This window comes from Halomonas profundus, assembly GCF_020865425.1.
GTDB lineage: Bacteria > Pseudomonadota > Gammaproteobacteria > Pseudomonadales > Halomonadaceae > Vreelandella > Vreelandella titanicae.
Genome location: NZ_CP086344.1, coordinates 4907525 through 4923976, shown reverse-complemented (window position 1 = coordinate 4923976; position 16452 = coordinate 4907525). Strand labels below are relative to the sequence as shown.

Annotated in this window: 15 protein-coding genes; 4 read left to right on the top strand and 11 right to left on the bottom strand. The window is 55.2% G+C overall.

All coding sequences use genetic code 11. The annotated features are described in order from the left end of the window. Window positions 1-162 precede the first annotated feature (162 nt). Complete coding sequence (glnK, locus tag LMS44_RS22380) at window positions 163-501, top strand: P-II family nitrogen regulator (protein WP_027957942.1); 339 nt, start codon at window positions 163-165, stop codon at window positions 499-501. Window positions 502-639: 138 nt separating this feature from the next. On the opposite strand, the gene LMS44_RS22375 is transcribed toward glnK, so the two are convergent. Further along, window positions 640-1416 (bottom strand): ferredoxin--NADP reductase, encoded by a 777-nt coding sequence (locus tag LMS44_RS22375; RefSeq protein ID WP_007112363.1) that lies wholly within the window; start codon window positions 1414-1416, stop codon window positions 640-642. A 180-nt stretch (window positions 1417-1596) separates the two neighbouring features. Between LMS44_RS22375 and LMS44_RS22370 the strand changes: the two genes are divergently transcribed. Beyond that, window positions 1597-2523, top strand: coding sequence for a LysR family transcriptional regulator (locus LMS44_RS22370; RefSeq protein WP_009286188.1), 927 nt, complete (start codon window positions 1597-1599; stop codon window positions 2521-2523). 4 nt (window positions 2524-2527) lie between these two features. Here the strand turns inward: LMS44_RS22370 and LMS44_RS22365 are convergent, their stop codons facing one another. From LMS44_RS22365 to LMS44_RS22355, 3 genes are all read right to left on the bottom strand, one after another. Continuing rightward, on the bottom strand, window positions 2528-4636 hold the full coding sequence (locus LMS44_RS22365) for a methyl-accepting chemotaxis protein (protein WP_009286186.1): 2109 nt from the start codon (window positions 4634-4636) through the stop codon (window positions 2528-2530). A gap of 11 nt (window positions 4637-4647) precedes the next feature. After that, window positions 4648-6519 (bottom strand): methyl-accepting chemotaxis protein, encoded by a 1872-nt coding sequence (locus LMS44_RS22360; protein WP_089691181.1) that lies wholly within the window; start codon window positions 6517-6519, stop codon window positions 4648-4650. A gap of 125 nt (window positions 6520-6644) precedes the next feature. Continuing rightward, window positions 6645-7073: a host attachment protein gene (locus LMS44_RS22355; RefSeq protein ID WP_022521305.1), complete on the bottom strand. Its 429-nt coding sequence runs from the start codon at window positions 7071-7073 to the stop codon at window positions 6645-6647. Between the two features lie 100 nt (window positions 7074-7173). Between LMS44_RS22355 and LMS44_RS22350 the strand changes: the two genes are divergently transcribed. Then, complete coding sequence (locus LMS44_RS22350) at window positions 7174-7773, top strand: histidine phosphatase family protein (RefSeq protein ID WP_039857620.1); 600 nt, start codon at window positions 7174-7176, stop codon at window positions 7771-7773. A gap of 50 nt (window positions 7774-7823) precedes the next feature. Further along, window positions 7824-9287, top strand: a complete 1464-nt coding sequence (locus LMS44_RS22345; protein WP_022521311.1) for a sensor domain-containing diguanylate cyclase — start codon at window positions 7824-7826, stop codon at window positions 9285-9287. 19 nt (window positions 9288-9306) lie between these two features. Here the strand turns inward: LMS44_RS22345 and LMS44_RS22340 are convergent, their stop codons facing one another. From LMS44_RS22340 to hemE, 7 genes are all read right to left on the bottom strand, one after another. Next, window positions 9307-9699 carry a RidA family protein gene (locus LMS44_RS22340; protein WP_022521312.1) on the bottom strand — a complete coding sequence of 131 codons (393 nt, stop codon included), beginning with the start codon at window positions 9697-9699 and terminating at the stop codon, window positions 9307-9309. A 203-nt stretch (window positions 9700-9902) separates the two neighbouring features. Further along, a complete protein-coding gene (locus LMS44_RS22335) occupies window positions 9903-10679 on the bottom strand; it encodes an amino acid ABC transporter ATP-binding protein (RefSeq protein ID WP_022521313.1) in 777 nt (258 codons plus the stop codon). 54 nt (window positions 10680-10733) lie between these two features. After that, entirely contained in the window at window positions 10734-11834 is a 1101-nt protein-coding gene (locus LMS44_RS22330) for an amino acid ABC transporter permease (protein ID WP_009286182.1), read from the bottom strand. Between the two features lie 15 nt (window positions 11835-11849). Beyond that, the gene (locus tag LMS44_RS22325) at window positions 11850-13040 is read right to left on the bottom strand and encodes an amino acid ABC transporter permease (protein WP_022521314.1); all 1191 of its coding nucleotides are present in this window, start codon (window positions 13038-13040) and stop codon (window positions 11850-11852) included. Window positions 13041-13141: 101 nt separating this feature from the next. Next, window positions 13142-14167 carry an amino acid ABC transporter substrate-binding protein gene (locus LMS44_RS22320; RefSeq protein ID WP_498946469.1) on the bottom strand — a complete coding sequence of 342 codons (1026 nt, stop codon included), beginning with the start codon at window positions 14165-14167 and terminating at the stop codon, window positions 13142-13144. A 268-nt stretch (window positions 14168-14435) separates the two neighbouring features. Further along, entirely contained in the window at window positions 14436-15302 is an 867-nt protein-coding gene (gene speE / locus LMS44_RS22315; protein WP_022521315.1) for a polyamine aminopropyltransferase, read from the bottom strand. Further along, window positions 15302-16414: a uroporphyrinogen decarboxylase gene (gene hemE / locus LMS44_RS22310; RefSeq protein ID WP_022521316.1), complete on the bottom strand. Its 1113-nt coding sequence runs from the start codon at window positions 16412-16414 to the stop codon at window positions 15302-15304. The genes speE and hemE overlap by 1 nt, the downstream gene beginning before the upstream one ends. Between the last annotated feature and the right edge of the window lie 38 nt (window positions 16415-16452).

Here is a 16452-nt window from a genome sequence, read left to right as displayed (position 1 = left end):
TGACCTAGTGAGCTGGCGTGCTCCTTCTGGCCTCCCCTTAGTGGGAGGCTTTTTTATTCTCTGCCGATAGCGGTGTATGCTGGTAGTTAGCGGTTAACGGCTGCAACATTCGCAGCCGTTCAACCCGACCCCATCATGGCCACCCAGTTAGAGGATATGGTAATGAAATTGATCACAGCGATTATCAAGCCGTTTAAGCTCGACGACGTACGCGAGTCGCTCTCCGATATCGGCGTGCAGGGTATTACGGTGACGGAAGTGAAGGGCTTTGGGCGCCAGAAAGGGCATACCGAGCTGTATCGTGGTGCTGAGTATGTGGTGGACTTCCTGCCCAAGGTGAAGCTGGAAGTCGCCGTGGACGACGACATGGTCGAGCAGGTGATTGATGCCATCACCCAGGTGGCGAACACAGGTAAAATCGGCGACGGCAAAATCTTTGTGATGCCGCTGGAGCAGGTGATTCGTATCCGTACTGGCGAAACGGGCAAAGACGCGGTTTAACGGTGAAGGGTAAGGTGTGAATGGTAAGTAGTGCCGAGTAGACAAAGCCCCTGTGGATGCTCTCCCCAGGGGCTTTACTCATAAGGCGATGGTGACAATTTTCTATTCACCCTTCACCCTTCACCCTTCACACAACGATTACTTCTCGACAAACGCACGCTCGATGACGTAGTCGCCCGGCTCGCCCATGCGCGGCGAGATATTCAGACCCAGCTCGTCAAGTAGCGCGCTGGTATCGTCCAGCATGGCGGGGCTGCCGCAGATCATCGCGCGATCCTGGCGCGGATCAATGGGCGGCAGGCCGGTGTCTTCAAACAGCTTGCCCGTACGGATATGGTCGGTTAGGCGCCCCATGGTGTGGAACTCCTCCCGAGTAACGGTGGGGTAGTAGACCAGCTTTTCAGCGATGTCTTCACCCAGGTATTCATGGGCTGGCAGCTCTTTGGTGATAAAGTCGGCGTAGGCCAATTCAGAAACTTCCCGCACACCGTGAACCAGCACTACCTTCTCGAAGCGCTCGTACACTTCAGGATCCTGGATCAGGCTCATAAACGGCGCCAAGCCGGTACCGGTGGAGAGCATGTAGAGGTTGCGGCCCGGCAGTAGGTCATCGCATACCAGCGTGCCGGTGGGCTTGCGGCTAACCATGATCTGATCGCCTACTTTCAGGTGCTGAAGGCGTGAAGTGAGCGGGCCGTCGGGTACTTTAATGCTGAAGAACTCAAGGTGGTCTTCGTAGTTGGGGCTGGCAATGGAGTAAGCGCGCATCAGCGGCTTGCCGTTCACTTCCAAACCAATCATCACGAACTGACCGGTTTTGAAACGCAGGCTGCGCTCGCGGGTGGTGCGGAAGCTGAACAGGGTATCGTTCCAGTGATGGACGCTAAGCACTTCTTCCAGAGCAAACTTACTCATGCCGTTTTCTCCATTAGTCGATGCTGGCGCTAGTCCGCATCGGTCATATTCTTAAAAAGAATAAAAATGATTAAATATGTTGCCAGCAAGTCTAAGCAAAGGGTGGTATATCTGTTAAGCGAATTATATTGATAACGGTTATCTGAAAAATAGATATAGATCAAATAAAGGTCAGACTCTATGCACTACACCCTGCGGCAGTTGGAAGTCTTTGTGGCGGTTGCTCAGCATGAGAGCGTCTCCCATGCGGCGCGGGCGCTGGCCATGTCTCAGTCGGCAACCAGCACGGCGCTTGCGGAGCTTGAGCGGCAGTTCGACTGCCAACTGCTGGATCGGATTGGTAAACGCTTAAAACTTAACGCACTGGGTTTTCAGCTATTGCCCAAAGCGGTGGCGCTGCTGGATCGCGGCGAAGAGATTGAAGAGCTTCTACGTGGCCAGAAAGGGGTTGGGTCGCTGGATGTAGGGGCTACGCTGACCATTGGCAACTACCTGGCCACGCTGCTGATCAGCGATTTTATGCAGCGCCACCCCGGTAGCCGGGTGCGCTTGGCAGTGCGCAATACGCGCCATATTATCGAAGGCGTGCGCCAGCACTCGCTGGATTTAGGCTTGATCGAGGGGCAGTGCGACGATGACATGATCATCAGCCAACCCTGGGTGGAAGATGAGCTGTGCGTGTTTTGCTCGCCGCGACACCCACTGGCAGGCCGCGAGCACCTTGAACTTGAACAGCTGCTGCGTGAGGACTGGATTATGCGCGAAGAGGGCTCTGGCACCCGCATGACTCTGGAGCATGCCGCGCGCCACCGCCGCAGCCGGTTTAACACCCTGCTAGAGCTAGAGCATACGGAAGGTATTAAGCGTGCCGTGGAGTCAGGGCTGGGGATTGGCTGTGTCTCGCGCCTGGCACTGCGAGATGCCTTCCGGCGCGGCAGCTTGGTGCCGCTGCCTACGCCGGAGTTGGATCTAAAGCGTCAGTTTACGTTTATCTGGCATCGGCACAAATACCTCACCACCGGCGTGCGCGAATTCCTGCGCCTGTGCCGTGAAATGACCGCTGGGGCCAAGCGCAGCGACGATATTGCGCTGCCGCCGATTCCTTAAGCGTTTATCGCTCAGTCAATTCGGGAGCAGGCAACTGATGGTTGCTAGGGGCGTTTTTTGGCTCAAGTGTAAAGCCGCCTACCAGCGCAGCGAGCCTATCCGCCTGATCGTTTAGCTGTTCAGCGGCGGTCGTCGACTCCTCCACAAGCGCGGCGTTTTGCTGGGTCATTTGGTCTAGGTCGGTGACGGCAATGCTCACCTGGCTAATGCCCTCGCTTTGTTCTCGAGCGGCCGTACTGATATCTCCCAACATTTGCGTTACCCGCGTGACGCTTTCTGCTAATTCGTGCATTGCCGACTCCGCATCTCGAACCATTTGGGTACCGCTTTCAACCTTGCCAGCCGAAGTATTAATACGCTGGCGGATATCCTTGGCGGCTTCGCTACTGCGAGAGGCTAATTTGCGAACTTCGTCGGCGACCACGGCAAACCCACGACCGTGTTCGCCAGCCCGGGCGGCTTCCACAGAAGCATTCAGGGCAAGCAGGTTAGTCTGAAAGGCGATGCCGTCGATGACGGTCACGATGGCCTGAATTTCATCGGAATTGGAGCGAATATCATCCATCGTTGCCACGACTTGCTCAAACGCGCTGTCGGTACGCGAGGCTAACTGCGAGGCGGTTTGTGAAAGCCCACTGGCTTCTTGCGAGGCGTGAGTGGTATGGCTAACGGTGCTGCTGATTTCTTCCATCGCAGAGGAGGTTTGCTGCAGGCTGGCAGCGGCCTGTTCAGTGCGCCGTGAGAGGTCGTGGCCACCTTGAGTAATTTCATTAGCCGCGTGGTTGACGGCTTCACTACTACGGCGCACATCCAGCAGAATAACCTGAATTTTTTCTGCAAAGGCATTGAACTGCTCAGCTACCGCGGCACTTTCATCTCGCCCATGCACCGGTAGACGTTGGGTAAGGTCACCATGGCCTGAAGCAATCTCTGCCATGCGGCTTGCAAGCCGCTTAAGAGGCCGTGCGATTCGCCCGCCAATCCACCATAGCGCTGCCACCCCCAATGCTGCCAGAAGTAGCCCTACTACCGTCATGCCCAGCGTATTTTGCTGGCGCTGCTCGCTGAGAACTGCTTGCAGCTCGCCTAACTCCGCAAGCGCTACGTCTTCAGGGAGCTGGAGTACCAACACCCAGGGGAGGCGAGTATCGCCAATGGTAATAGGCTGATAGCGCTGCAGTAGACCATCGTTAACGCTGCTTTGCAGGCTACCTTGCTCTGATGCCTCTCGGATGCCCGCGAGAATTGTACTGCTAAGGGAGTCACTGGCAGGCGAGCCCAGACTCTCTACGCCTGCCGTGTCGGCGACTAGCCCCCCACTTCCCGCGACGAGAGCCATGCGCCCAGCGCCTTCGTATAGCGCTTGGTTGGCATCGCTTAGCAGGGTTTGGATAAAGTTAAGGGAGAGGTCTACCCCCGCAACGCCACGAAACTCGCCATCCACCAAAATGGGGGCGTTAAACGAAGTGACCAGTTGCGTCTCGCCGCCATAGTCATAAGCCGCCGGATCGATAATGCAGGGAACTAGGGTTTCACGAGGGCAAAGATAGTATTCGCCTTCCCGAACGCCGCTGGGAAGGCGTTCTTCACTCTCCATGGTATCTCCCAGCGGCAGCACTTCTAGCGTTTCATCCTCGGTGCGGTACCACCAGGGCATAAAGCGACCGCTACCGTCATGGCCATAGCGCTCATCTCCTGCATATCGTGCGTCGTCACCAAACGCATTGGGCTCCCAGCCGATAAATGCATCCAGCAGTGTCGGGTTGTCGGCCACAGTTTGGCGCACTAAGTTAGATAGTTCGCGGCGGTTCAGGTAAAGCGAGCGGCGCCCCTCTTCATCCTCCATACCCATCAAAGCATTAGTAGTCGCCAATTGATTGGCGATAGTCATGGCATTGTTGAGTTCGCGCTGAATACGCCCGCCCTCTGCTTCGGCAATGGCATCCAAGCGCGCATTCAATGCACTTTCCATCAATGCGCCGGTATGCTCATTCACCGTTTGCTGGGTGCGGGCCGCGGCGACCAAGTTATAGATGACTAGCGCAGCCACAATCGCGAGCAAGCAAGGGCCCGCAAGTGCGACGACAAAAGAGCGTAACGAACGAAAATGCATAGCGTTACCCCTTAAGTAATGTGATGGCGGCGGTTGTCATGTGCTTGGTACTGCACTTGCAGGGCAGGTGCAGCGGCGTGAGACAGCTTAAAACTACTGATAGTGCCTGCCAGATGATCGGCCTGTTCTTTTAGCTGCTCGGCGGCGGTCGTGGACTCTTCCACCATGGCCGCGTTTTCCTGAGTCATGCGATCCAGTTCTGCGACGGCAATGTTGACCTGATTGATGCCATCGCTTTGCTCGCTGGTGGCCGCATTGATCTCCTCCAAAACATCGGTAACGCGGGTAATATGCGCGACGATGTCTTGCATGGTAGATCCCGCATTACGCACTAAAGTGGTGCCATTGTTAACCTTGGTTTGAGAGTCCTCAATCAGCTTTTGAATATCGTTGGCGGCATCACTGCTACGCCCAGCCAGCTTGCGTACTTCGTCGGCCACCACGGCAAAACCACGGCCATGCTCGCCAGCGCGGGCAGCTTCCACCGACGCGTTAAGCGCCAGCAGGTTGGTCTGGAAAGAGATGCTGTTCATTAACGTGACGATTTCACCGATTTTATCGGAGGCGTGGGTAATGTCTTCCATGGTGGTAACCACATTCGCCACCACCTTGCCGCCTTCATTGGCTACTTCTGAGGCAGTTTGAGAGAGCTTGTTGGCTTCCTGAGCCGAGGCAGCAGTGTGCTGCACGGTGCTGGTGATTTCTTCAATCGAAGCGGACGTTTGTTGCAGGCTAGAGGCGGCGTTCTCGGTGCGGCGTGATAAGTCCTGGCCACCCATGGCGATCTCATTGGCCGCGTGGTGAACAGATTCACTGCTGGTGCGTACATCGATTAATACGGCCTCCATTTTACCTACGAAACGGTTGAAGGCCTTGGCAATTTGAGTGACTTCATCATTACCCTCTTCGGGCAAGCGTCGGGTTAAATCGCCCTCTCCCGATGCGATATCATCCATCGCATTACGAACTCCCAGCAAGCGGCGTAGCAGCAGAGAAAGCAGCAAACCGAAGACCACTGCCGTGATTGCGGCCACAATCAGCAGCGTGACTATCGATGTAGTGGCGATGGCGCGCAGGCCCGCTGTTGCCTCGTGTTCGTCCAGTGCCACAATCAACTGCCAGCCACTGCTACCACCCACGTTATTGCCCATCAGCAACGTATCGCTGTTTTGCAGTGAAAGCGATTGGGGTTCATCGGCTTGGGCGATTTCGCTAAGCCGGGTGTTGGTCAGTTCATCGCTCAAACGTGTGGAAGGTTCGAGCGTCATGTCAGCGTCAGGATGCGCGATCAGGGTGCCGTCTTCAGTGGTTAAAAAGCCGAAACTGGACGGCGTAGGGGCAATGCCGGTAACAATTTCGATCACATCCTCAATAGTAATATCCGCACCAATGACTGCGGCCAGCTGCCCATTACGGTAGAAAGGGCGTGCAAAGGTAACGATTAAGCCCCCCGTTTGGGCATCAGTGTAAGGTGCCGTAATAATGGTCTCTTGCGCTTCGGCTGCGCCTTGGTACCAGGGCCGCTGACGCGGGTCGTAATCGCTGGGGGGCTGCCATCCATCGGAAAAAATAGCGTCTGGTGTGGAAGGATAAGCAATGTAGGCTGTCATAAAGCTGCCTGAGCCAGCCAGTTGTCGAAGTGCGGCAAGTGGCTCATCGCTATTGGCTGCATCATCCATGCTGGAAAGCATGGTATAGCGTGCGTTAAACCACTCGTTGATAGCTTGCGTATTACCGTTAACCACGGCGCTAAGATTGCGCGTTATTTGCTGACTATTATGGTGTTTTACGGTGGTGTAACTGGCAATGCCGTTAACCACCAGGGCGAGGGTAATCGCCACTAATGCAGCCAATAGGATGCGTGCTCGGAGGGTAGATAGCATGGTCGCTCTCGACGTAGAAGTGCATGTCAGTACTCAGGGGGAGGTACCGTTTATAATGTCTTCTAGGCTATCGGCGAGAGCGACCCTTTCTTTAGTCTTACATGGTCTTTAAGTTTTGGATATTACTAGCGTAAATCACTAACTGCTTGTTGAATATCGGCCATTGAAGCTTTACTTAGATCTTTTGATAGGGAATGAATCACCAGCTTTTGGGTAGGGGCATCGAGTTTATCGCGTAAAAGCCCTAAAAATTTAGGTGGCGCCACCATAATGAGCTTCTTCATACTGTTGCCTACTCGAGCACTATAAAGTCGCTGAGCGACCTCTTTCGCAAACAACTCGTTTTCGTGCTTAGTAGCCGTTCCCTCTTCGCCAGCCGAGCGAGAGGTAGTGGACATCGACTCATGCACATCGCCTCGACCGTCGGTGACCAAGTCACCTTCGTGTAGACGTCCTTCAGCGTGAACCATGCTTTCTTGCTCTGCCAACGTTAAGGCATCTCGGGTAAAAATGCGTGCGCGAGCGGCGTCGGCTACCACGATATAGGTTGTCATCGCTGTGCATACTCCATGTCGTTGATGGTCATCTAACCATGGCAAGCGTTTGGCGTTAGGTCAAACACAGCAAACGTCACCTGTATCAGGACAGAGCCCCATGACTACTGAGCAACGAAACATAAAAAAACATTGGCGCAACCGCTATTTATTCATGCGCCACGGCCATAGTCAGGCTAATCAACAGAGGGTGATTGTCAGCTCGCCGGGGCGCGGGGTGGAAAACTTTGGTCTCTCCGAGCATGGTGAGCAACAGCTTGCCCAGCTCGTTGCCGACTGGCAGTGGCCTGTGCCGACCCGCGTGGTGCATTCAGACTTTTTACGTACCACCCAAACCGCTGCCCATGTGGCGGCCAGGTTCGAGTTGGTACCCAGCGTGGATACGCGCTTGCGGGAACGAAATTTTGGCGAACTAGAGGGGTTGGGGGACGAGCACTATCCCAGTGTATGGGCGTTAGATGCCGAGGATGCTGAACACCAGCACCATGGAGTAGAAGCGTTGAGCCGGGTGGCGAGCCGTATGCAGGCGGTGATCGGTGATTGGGAACAACAGGTAAGCGGGGAAGTCATTCTGCTCGTCAGTCACGGTGATCCGCTGCAAATTCTGCTGACTGCCCTGGCCGGGAAACCGCTGACGTCCCACCGTGAGCAAACCCCGTTAGCACCCGCTAGCATTACTCTTTATGGGCATGGCGTGTAATCCACTAAAAGCTGTGTGGTAGTCTCTAAGAAAAGTAAAGAGAACCTGCTATGCCTGCTCCTTTTTCGCCGGATGCGCCGAGCCTGCTGAATGCCCTTGCTGTGGGCAGCCGAGCGCTCATCGACGCGCACTTTTGGAGTGAGGGCGTCGATCAGCTATTGGCGGCGCTAGGGGAAGCGTCGGGTGTCAATCGGGTGTGGATATTTCAAACCATAGAGCGCAACCCAAACGGTGTCTTGCAGGATTTTGTTTTTGAGTGGGCATCTTCATCGCACTATCGTGAGCGAACGCAAAAACGCTTTCGCTTTTTTACCACGCTGATCGACGATCCCGAGTATGAGGAAATGGTCAATCGTCGGGAGCGTGGTGACTCGCACACCTGTATTACCTCGCAGGTGGATTTGGGGTCGCTGCGCGACAATTTGGAAAGCCAGTCGATTTTATCGATGGTGACCGTTCCGATTATGGTGGATGGTCAGTGGTGGGGCACTTTGGGCTTCGATGACTGTGAGCGTGAAGTTGACTGGGAGGGAGCGGGGTTGCAGGCGCTAGTGATCGGCGCTGAACTGATCGCTTCGGCTATTTATCGTCAGCAGCTTACCCGCAGGCAGCGGCAGGTTGATCTGCTGCAGCAGGTCGCCGCCTGCGGCACCTGGGAGATTAATACTCGCAGTGGCGCAACCTGGTGCTCTTCGGCGTTGCTGCTTTCGCTGGGTTATCCTGGCGATTATGCAAGGCTCCCATTGCGCCGCTTACTGGCTCACGCCATGCCCACTGACCGCTTACGGGTGTTTGGTTTGATCCGCGAGTGCCAACAGCGGCTGCAAACCCAATGCCGCATTGATGTTCAGCTCAGGGTCGCATCCGGGCAATGGCGTTGGCATGAGCTGGTGATGGAAAGCTACTACTCCGATGATGGCTATTTAGCGCGTATCGGCGGCCTAGTCATCGATATTAGTCAACGTAAAAAAAGCGAAGAGCAGGCCTGGGCGGCGGCGGAGTTTGACGCCTTGACCGGCACACGCAACCGACGTGGCTTGGCTAATCACTTAGCACAACTCAATGAGCAAGCTGAAGCGGCAGCCTATTATTTGCTGATGATTGATATTGATTACTTCAAACATATCAATGATCGCTACGGTCACCCCGCGGGGGATACGCTGCTGGTGGAGATGGCAAAGCGAGTACACGAGGCCCTGCGGCCCGAGGATTGTCTGGCAAGGTTCGGCGGTGAAGAGTTTGCTGTTACGGCGGGTGATTTATCGCACCAACAGGTAGTCCAGCTGGGTGAGCGTATTCGCCAACGAGTAGCCCAGCAACCGTTTTACCTGACGGCGGGTGATTCGCAAGTGCCGATGATGGTGACACTCACCGTCAGCGTGGGGATTGCACCTCTGGCGCTCACCAGTGATTTAGACCACAGTCAGGCAGTAGCCGTTGCCCAGGCCGACCAAGCGCTCTATGCCGCCAAAGAGGCGGGGCGAAATCGCGTTGTGGCTCACTGGCAGCCGTGATGACGACGACTGATGAGGTTTATTGCTGCGACGGTGGAATCCAGGCAATCATATCGACTTCCACATCAGCGCCTCCAGCCAAGCCGGTTACCCCGATACAGGTGCGGGTGGGTAGAGGCTGGGGAAAGTAACTGGCGTAGACCTTATTCACTTCGTCGAAGTGGCCCATATTGGTAATGAACACCCGAGACTGCACCACATATTCGAAGGCACTTCCGACTTCTTCCAGCACAATCGCCAGGTTCTGCATTACCCGATGAGTCTGTTCGGTGAAGGTGCCCAAAAGCATCTCGTTGGTCTCTGGCACCGTCGGCATCTGGCCAGTGATAAAGACCAGATCACCTACGCGGCAGGCGTGGGAAAAAGGCGCAATCGGTTGCGGGGCGCGGTCGATAAACAGCTTTTCAATCATGCTTTTATCCTTTTTTGAATGATGTCGTTGCGAGGAGCGGAGCGACGAAGCAATCTTGTTTGTAGTGGCAAGATAACTTCAAGATCGCCGCGCTACGCTCGCGATGACATGCTGTTTTTTAAAGTCTGTTAACTATCATGGGCCTCAAGTGAGGCCCATGATGACGAACTTATCCACAGCTGCTTTGTCGCTGGGGCTGTGTATTAATGCCCCAGAATCTGGCTTAAGAACAGCTGGGTACGTTCAGACTGCGGGTTGTTGAAGAACGGCTCTGGCGCGTTCTCTTCAATGATTTGCCCCTGATCCATAAAGATCACCCGGTCGGCGACGGTTTTGGCGAAGCCCATTTCGTGGGTCACGCAGATCATGGTCATGCCCTCTTCCGCCAGTTCCACCATAACGTCCAGCACCTCTTTGATCATCTCGGGGTCGAGGGCGGAGGTGGGCTCGTCAAACAGCATCACGTCGGGGTGCATGCACAGCGAGCGGGCAATCGCTACACGCTGCTGCTGACCGCCCGAGAGTTGCCCCGGGTACTTAGTTGCCTGCTCGGCAATGCGCACCCGTTCTAGGTACTCCATGGCTAGCGCTTCGGCCTCTTTGCGCGGCTTCTTTTGTACCCACATTGGCGCAATACAGCAGTTTTCCAGCACTGATAAATGCGGGAACAGATTGAAGTGCTGAAACACCATGCCGACGCTGCGACGAATCTGCTCAATGCGTTTGACGTCTTGGGTCAGCGGTAGACCGCCCACCACAATTTCACCTTTTTGGTGCTCTTCAAGGTGGTTAATGCAGCGAATTAGCGTTGATTTACCCGAACCTGATGGGCCGCAAACCACGATACGTTCGCCGCGTTTTACCTCAAGGTAGATATCCCGCAGTACGTGAAAATCGCCGTACCACTTGTTAACGTTGTGCATCTCGACCATCAGGTCAGAAGCACTGGTGTCAGAGGTGTTGGTGGCTGCTTGTGTCATGTTGAAATCCTACTTAAAACGTAATGAGATGCGGCGCTCGTATTTAAACTCGAACTAGTGCTTATGGCCGGTGTTTAGCTTGCGCTCCAAGTACTGGCTGTAGCGCGACATGCTGAAACAGAATATCCAGAACACGAACGCGGCAAATACATAGCCCTCTACCGAGAAGCCCAGCCAGCGCGAGTCGGAAAGCGCCGCTTGCACAATGCCCAACAGGTCAAACAGCCCGATGATCATGACCAGGGTGGTGTCTTTAAACAGTGAGATAAACGTATTGACGATGCCAGGAATCATCATTTTCAGTGCCTGAGGCATCACGATTAGCCCCATGCGCTTCCAATACGTCATCCCCAGTGCCGCGGCGGCCTCATCTTGCCCTTTGGGAATCGCCTGCAAACCACCGCGAATAACCTCGGCCATATAGGCACTTTGGAACAGCGTCAGGCCGATTAGCGCACGTATAAGGCGATCCACGTTAAGTTCAGACGGCAGGAACAGCGGCAGCATCACCGAGGCCATAAACAGAATGGTGATTAGCGGCACACCGCGCCAAAACTCGATAAAAATCACGCAGAAGGTTTTGACGATGGGCATGTTCGAGCGTCGCCCAAGGGCTAATACAATGCCAATAGGCAGTGCGCCAATCATCCCCACGCTAGCCAGTAGCAGCGTCAGCATCAAACCGCCCCAGCGGTGGGTGGAGACACGCGGTAGATCAAAGTAGCCGCCGTGTAGCAGCACGTAGGCGATCACCGGGAAGATCAGCAGCGCAAACAGTGTCATCCAGCGCTTAAACGGCAGGCGCGGAATGACCATCCAGGCAATAATGCCCGCGAACATGGCAAACACGATGTTGGCGCGCCAATACTCCTCACTCGGGTAGAGGCCGTACATAAACTGGGAAAAGCGTGCGTTAACGAATACCCAGCAGGCGCCCACCCGTGTGCAGTCTTCGCGGCTGTCGCCCACCCAGTTGGCATCAATAAATGCCCACTGAACCGTTGGCACCACGAGTAGATAGAGCACGTACAGGCCCAGTAGCGTGAAGATGCTATTGATAGGGCCGTTGAACAGATTGCCGCGTAGCCAGGCAACCGGCCCAATGGTGCCTTTAGGCGCCGGGCGCTGAGGTATGGTTTCTTTATTGTGAATCATGGGGTCGCCTCCGGCCTAGCGTTCGACCAGCGCAACGCGAGCGTTGAACCAGTTCATGAACATGGACACCAGCAAGCTGATGATCAGATAAACCGCCATGGTCATGGCAATGACTTCGATTGCCTGACCGGTCTGGTTGAGCGTGGTGCCGGCAAAAACCGATACCAAGTCGGGGTAGCCGATGGCGGTGGCCAGTGACGAGTTTTTAATCAGGTTGAGGTATTGGCTGGTGAGTGGCGGAATAATGACGCGCATAGCCTGGGGAATGATGATTAGGCGCAGCACTAGCTTGCGCGGCAAGCTCAATGCCTGGGCGGCTTCCGTTTGGCCATGGGGGATGGCTTGGATGCCCGAGCGCACAATCTCCGCAATGAAGGACGCGGTATAGATAGACAGCGCCAGCCACAGAGCCAAAAATTCAGGGATAATGGTGATACCACCGCCGAAGTTAAAGCCGCGCAGTACCGGCATCTCCCAGGTCACCGGTACACCGGTAGCGACCAGTACCAGCAGCGGTAGGCCAAAGATAATCACCAGCGACATCCAGAAAACCGGCAGGCGCTTGCCGGTGGCTTCGTGGCGGCGCTTGTTCCACATGACCAGTGCGATGCTGGCAATAATGGCCACCACGAAGGTAGCTGGGATAAGACCAAACCCTGACTCGAACAGCGGTTGAGGCAGGTACAGCCCGCGCACGTTCAGGAAAATGGCTTCGCCAAAGGCCATGCTCTCTCTAGCGCTGGGTAACGTCCGCAGTACAGCAAAGTACCAGAAGAAAATTTGCAGCAGCAGCGGGATATTACGAAACGTTTCGATATAAGCGTTGGCTAGCCGAGCGATCAACCAATTGGGCGATAGCCGCGCGATACCGACGATAAAACCAATAATCGAGGCAGCTAACACCCCCAATCCACCGACTAGCAGCGTATTGAGCAAGCCAATCACAAAAGTGCGGCCGTAGGTACTTTGGGAGGAGTACTCGATTAAGCTTTGACCAATACCAAAGCCGGCTGTGTTGCCCAGGAAGCCAAAGCCAGTGGTAATGCCGCGAGCATTCAGGTTGGCTTGGGTATTGCCGATAATATAGATCAGGAAAGCCGCGACAACGGCGACCAATATAAGCTGAAAAATAAGTGCGCGCTTAGCGCGGTCTCGCCAAAACGGCGGCTTGTGGCCAGCGGGGCGAACGTTAGGTCTTACAGACATGGATGGCGTCTCCGCTACACGGAAGGTCAATCAAATGGCCCGCCACGACCTTTAAACAGATACCTGTGAAGAGGGCGGCGGGCCGGGGTCAAGCGAGACGCTTAGCGAATCGGGGGAGCGTACTGGAAACCACCGTCGGTCCACAGGGCGTTAACACCGCGCTCAATTTCCAGCGGCGAGCCCATGCCCACGTTGCGGTCGAAGCTTTCAGCGTAGTTACCCACTTGGCTAATAATGTTGTAGGCCCAATCTGCTTCTAGGTTCATGCCTTCACCGTAGTTGCCGTCTTGGCCTAGCAAGCGAGCGATGTTGGGGTCTTCAGAGTTAAGCATTTCTTCAGCGTTTTCACTGGTGACACCGTACTCTTCGGCGTTAATCATGGCGAACAGCGACCATTTCACAATGTTGAACCAAAGATCGTCACCCTGACGAACCACAGGGCCTAGTGGCTCTTTGGAGATAACGTCAGACAGGATCATCGAGGCTGAAGGATCGTCTAGCTGAATACGTAGCGCCGCTAGCTGAGAGGTATCGGAGGTTAGCACGTCACAGCGGCCGGCCTGATAGCCACCCACGGTTTGCTCAGAGGTATCAAATACGATCGGGTTGAATTCCATGTCGTTAGCACGGAAGTAGTCAGCTAGGTTCAGCTCGGTAGTGGTGCCAGACTGAATGCAGATGGAGGCGCCGTCGAGTTCATCAGCACCGGTAATACCCAGGTCACGGGATACCATGAAGCCCTGGCCGTCGTAAAAAGTAACCCCGGTGAAGTTCAGGCCCAGAGTAGTATCGCGGGTGGTGGTCCAAGTGGTATTACGTGATAGAACGTCGACTTCACCTGATTGCAGGGCGGTGAAGCGCTCCACGGCGTTGAGTGAAATATAGTTGACGGCTTCTGAGTCGCCGAGTACCGCTGCTGCTACTGCGCGGCAAACATCAACGTCCAGGCCTTGCCAGTTACCGTCGTCATCCGGTGCTGAAAAGCCCGGCAAGCCATCGCTCACACCACACTGAACGGCGCCACGCTCAATGGTATCTTCCAGGGTGTCGGCTTGAGCAGTTGCCATTCCCGCCAGGCTAAGTGAGCCAGCGGACGCCAGAAGCGCTAAGTGTTTTTTATTGAACATCTAGTTTCCCTCGAAGTTATTGGAATCAGCTATTGAAATCAGTTATTGAAACCAGTAGTTGAAATAGTTATGCATGCCGTAGCATGTCACTAAACCTAGCAAGGAAGATGCCAACAAGGGTACAGGCGTTAATTCAGCGCTTTTCAACGCTACTCAACGAATTCGAGACGAAGGTCTAGGTGCAAAAAGGTTACTGCCCACCTCGCATTGCACCGTTATAGGGCAAGCTGAGGTGGGCGGTAACACAAAGGCAGTTATTAGGCGTGGTTTACTCGGCTGCGAATGCCTTGCGCATAAACGGCGGGAGGGCGAGCGCACCGCGATGGGCGTCAACGCTATAGTATTCAAGCGGCAAGTCGTGGTTGGTGGCTGCCTGCTCGCGGAACGTATTCACGTCGGTGGCTTTACCCGCCAATGTTACGCTCCACCAGCCTGAAGGATATACCGGCTGCGGGAAGGGCAGCGTGGCAACGCTGTCAAAACCGGCTTTCAACATGTCGTTGCGCAGCTCTCGGATGATCGAGCCACTGTGGTAAAGCGGTGATTCGCTCTGCTGCACCATTACGCCGCCGCTTTTCAAAATACGGTGGCAGCGCTTGAGAAAATCGGTTTTAAACAGCCCTTCAGCGGGCCCAACCGGGTCGGTGGAGTCGATAATCAGCACATCGATGCTCTCATCAGGTGCATCGTCCACCCACTTGACGCCGTCGGCGAACAGCAGTTCAGCGCGGGGGTCGTTATTCGACGCTACCAACGACGGGAAGAAGCGCTCAGAGGCCTTGGTGACCTCTTCGTCGATGTCAATTTGGGTAACTTTCTCGACACTCGGGTGGCGCAGCACCTCTTTTAAGGTGCCGCAGTCGCCACCGCCGATGATCACCACACGTTTGGGATCTTGGTGGGTAAACAGCGCCGGATGCGCAATCATCTCATGGTAGAGGAAGTTATCGCGATCAGTCAGCATCACGCAGCCGTCCAGCACCATTAGGTTGCCGTAGGTCTCGGTGGCGTAGACCTCTAGATGCTGGTATTGGCTCTGTACATCCAGCAGTTTTTCAGAGATCTTCAGTGAGAAAGCGCTGCCGTGGCTATCAAAGACTTCGGTAAACCATTGGTCGTCGCGTAAATCGCTCATCAATTGGCTCCTGAGTGCTGTGCATTTGTGTGCGTTGGAATATCGCGGTGATACTGTGGGCTTAATTCGTGCAGCGCCTCCATAAAGGCAGTGACGTTGTCGGGGTTGGTAAACTGGCTGATTCCGTGGCCCAGGTTAAACACGTGGCCAGGGCCATGGCCGTAGCTTTCCAACACGCGGGCTACTTCAGCGCGGATAGCCGAGGGGCGGGCAAACAGAACGTTGGGATCAAGATTGCCCTGTAGCGCCACTTTGTGACCAACCCGGGCACGGGCATCGGAAAGCTCGGTAGACCAGTCGATACCCAATGCATCGGCACCGGCGCAGGCGATATGCTCAAGCCACTGGCCGCCGTTTTTGGTGAAGAGAATCACCGGTACGCGGCGGCCGTCGTGTTCGCGGATCAGTCCCGAAACGATCTGCTCCATGTAGCGCAGCGAGAACTCAAGGTACGCAGGGGTAGAGAGTGCGCCACCCCAGGTATCAAAAATCTGCACCGCCTGGGCTCCCGCGCGAATTTGGGCGTTCAGGTAGTCAGTTACCGCATGCGCCAGCGTATCCAGCAACTGGTGCATGGTATCCGGGGTATCGTAAAGCATGGTTTTCAGATGGCGGAAGTCCTTGCTGGAGCCGCCCTCCACCATGTAAGTCGCCAGCGTCCAGGGGCTGCCTGAGAAGCCGATCAGCGGCATGCGGCCGTTCAGCTCACGACGAATGGTCGACACCGCACGCATCACGTAATCCAGGTCGCGCTCGGTGTCGGGCACGCTTAGAGCGGCGACTTCTTCCTGTGTACGCACGGTTTTGCGGAATTTTGGGCCTTCGCCGGTTTCAAAATAGAGCCCCAGGCCCATGGCATCTGGAATGGTCAGAATATCTGAAAACAGAATGGCTGCATCCAGCGGGTAACGCTCCAAGGGCTGTAGGGTGACTTCGCAGGCCAGGTCATGGTTGCGGCACAGATCCATAAAACTGCCCGCATCGGCCCGGCTGGCGCGGTATTCCGGCAGGTAGCGGCCCGCTTGACGCATCATCCACACCGGGGTGCGGTCGACGGGCTGGCGCGCTAGTGCGCGAAGAAAGCGATCATTTTGCAAAGGTGTAGTGGTCATAGACACTTGCTCTTAGGAAATTTGCCCGCATCGTATTG

Bases quoted from the DNA above. Each gene is read 5' to 3' on its own strand.
- hemE (WP_022521316.1), bottom strand. From the start codon at position 16,414: ATGACCACTACACCTTTGCAAAATGATCGCTTTCTTCGCGCACTAGCG.
- LMS44_RS22325 (WP_022521314.1), bottom strand. From the start codon at position 13,040: ATGTCTGTAAGACCTAACGTTCGCCCCGCTGGCCACAAGCCGCCGTTT.
- LMS44_RS22355 (WP_022521305.1), bottom strand. From the start codon at position 7,073: ATGACAACCTATATCGTGGTAGCCGACGCCGCTCGCGCACGCATTTTT.
- speE (WP_022521315.1), bottom strand. From the start codon at position 15,302: ATGAGCGATTTACGCGACGACCAATGGTTTACCGAAGTCTTTGATAGC.
- LMS44_RS22340 (WP_022521312.1), bottom strand. From the start codon at position 9,699: ATGATTGAAAAGCTGTTTATCGACCGCGCCCCGCAACCGATTGCGCCT.
- LMS44_RS22320 (WP_498946469.1), bottom strand. From the start codon at position 14,167: ATGTTCAATAAAAAACACTTAGCGCTTCTGGCGTCCGCTGGCTCACTT.
- LMS44_RS22335 (WP_022521313.1), bottom strand. From the start codon at position 10,679: ATGACACAAGCAGCCACCAACACCTCTGACACCAGTGCTTCTGACCTG.
- glnK (WP_027957942.1), top strand. From the start codon at position 163: ATGAAATTGATCACAGCGATTATCAAGCCGTTTAAGCTCGACGACGTA.
- LMS44_RS22330 (WP_009286182.1), bottom strand. From the start codon at position 11,834: ATGATTCACAATAAAGAAACCATACCTCAGCGCCCGGCGCCTAAAGGC.
- LMS44_RS22375 (WP_007112363.1), bottom strand. From the start codon at position 1,416: ATGAGTAAGTTTGCTCTGGAAGAAGTGCTTAGCGTCCATCACTGGAAC.
- LMS44_RS22360 (WP_089691181.1), bottom strand. From the start codon at position 6,519: ATGCTATCTACCCTCCGAGCACGCATCCTATTGGCTGCATTAGTGGCG.
- LMS44_RS22350 (WP_039857620.1), top strand. From the start codon at position 7,174: ATGACTACTGAGCAACGAAACATAAAAAAACATTGGCGCAACCGCTAT.
- LMS44_RS22365 (WP_009286186.1), bottom strand. From the start codon at position 4,636: ATGCATTTTCGTTCGTTACGCTCTTTTGTCGTCGCACTTGCGGGCCCT.
- LMS44_RS22345 (WP_022521311.1), top strand. From the start codon at position 7,824: ATGCCTGCTCCTTTTTCGCCGGATGCGCCGAGCCTGCTGAATGCCCTT.
- LMS44_RS22370 (WP_009286188.1), top strand. From the start codon at position 1,597: ATGCACTACACCCTGCGGCAGTTGGAAGTCTTTGTGGCGGTTGCTCAG.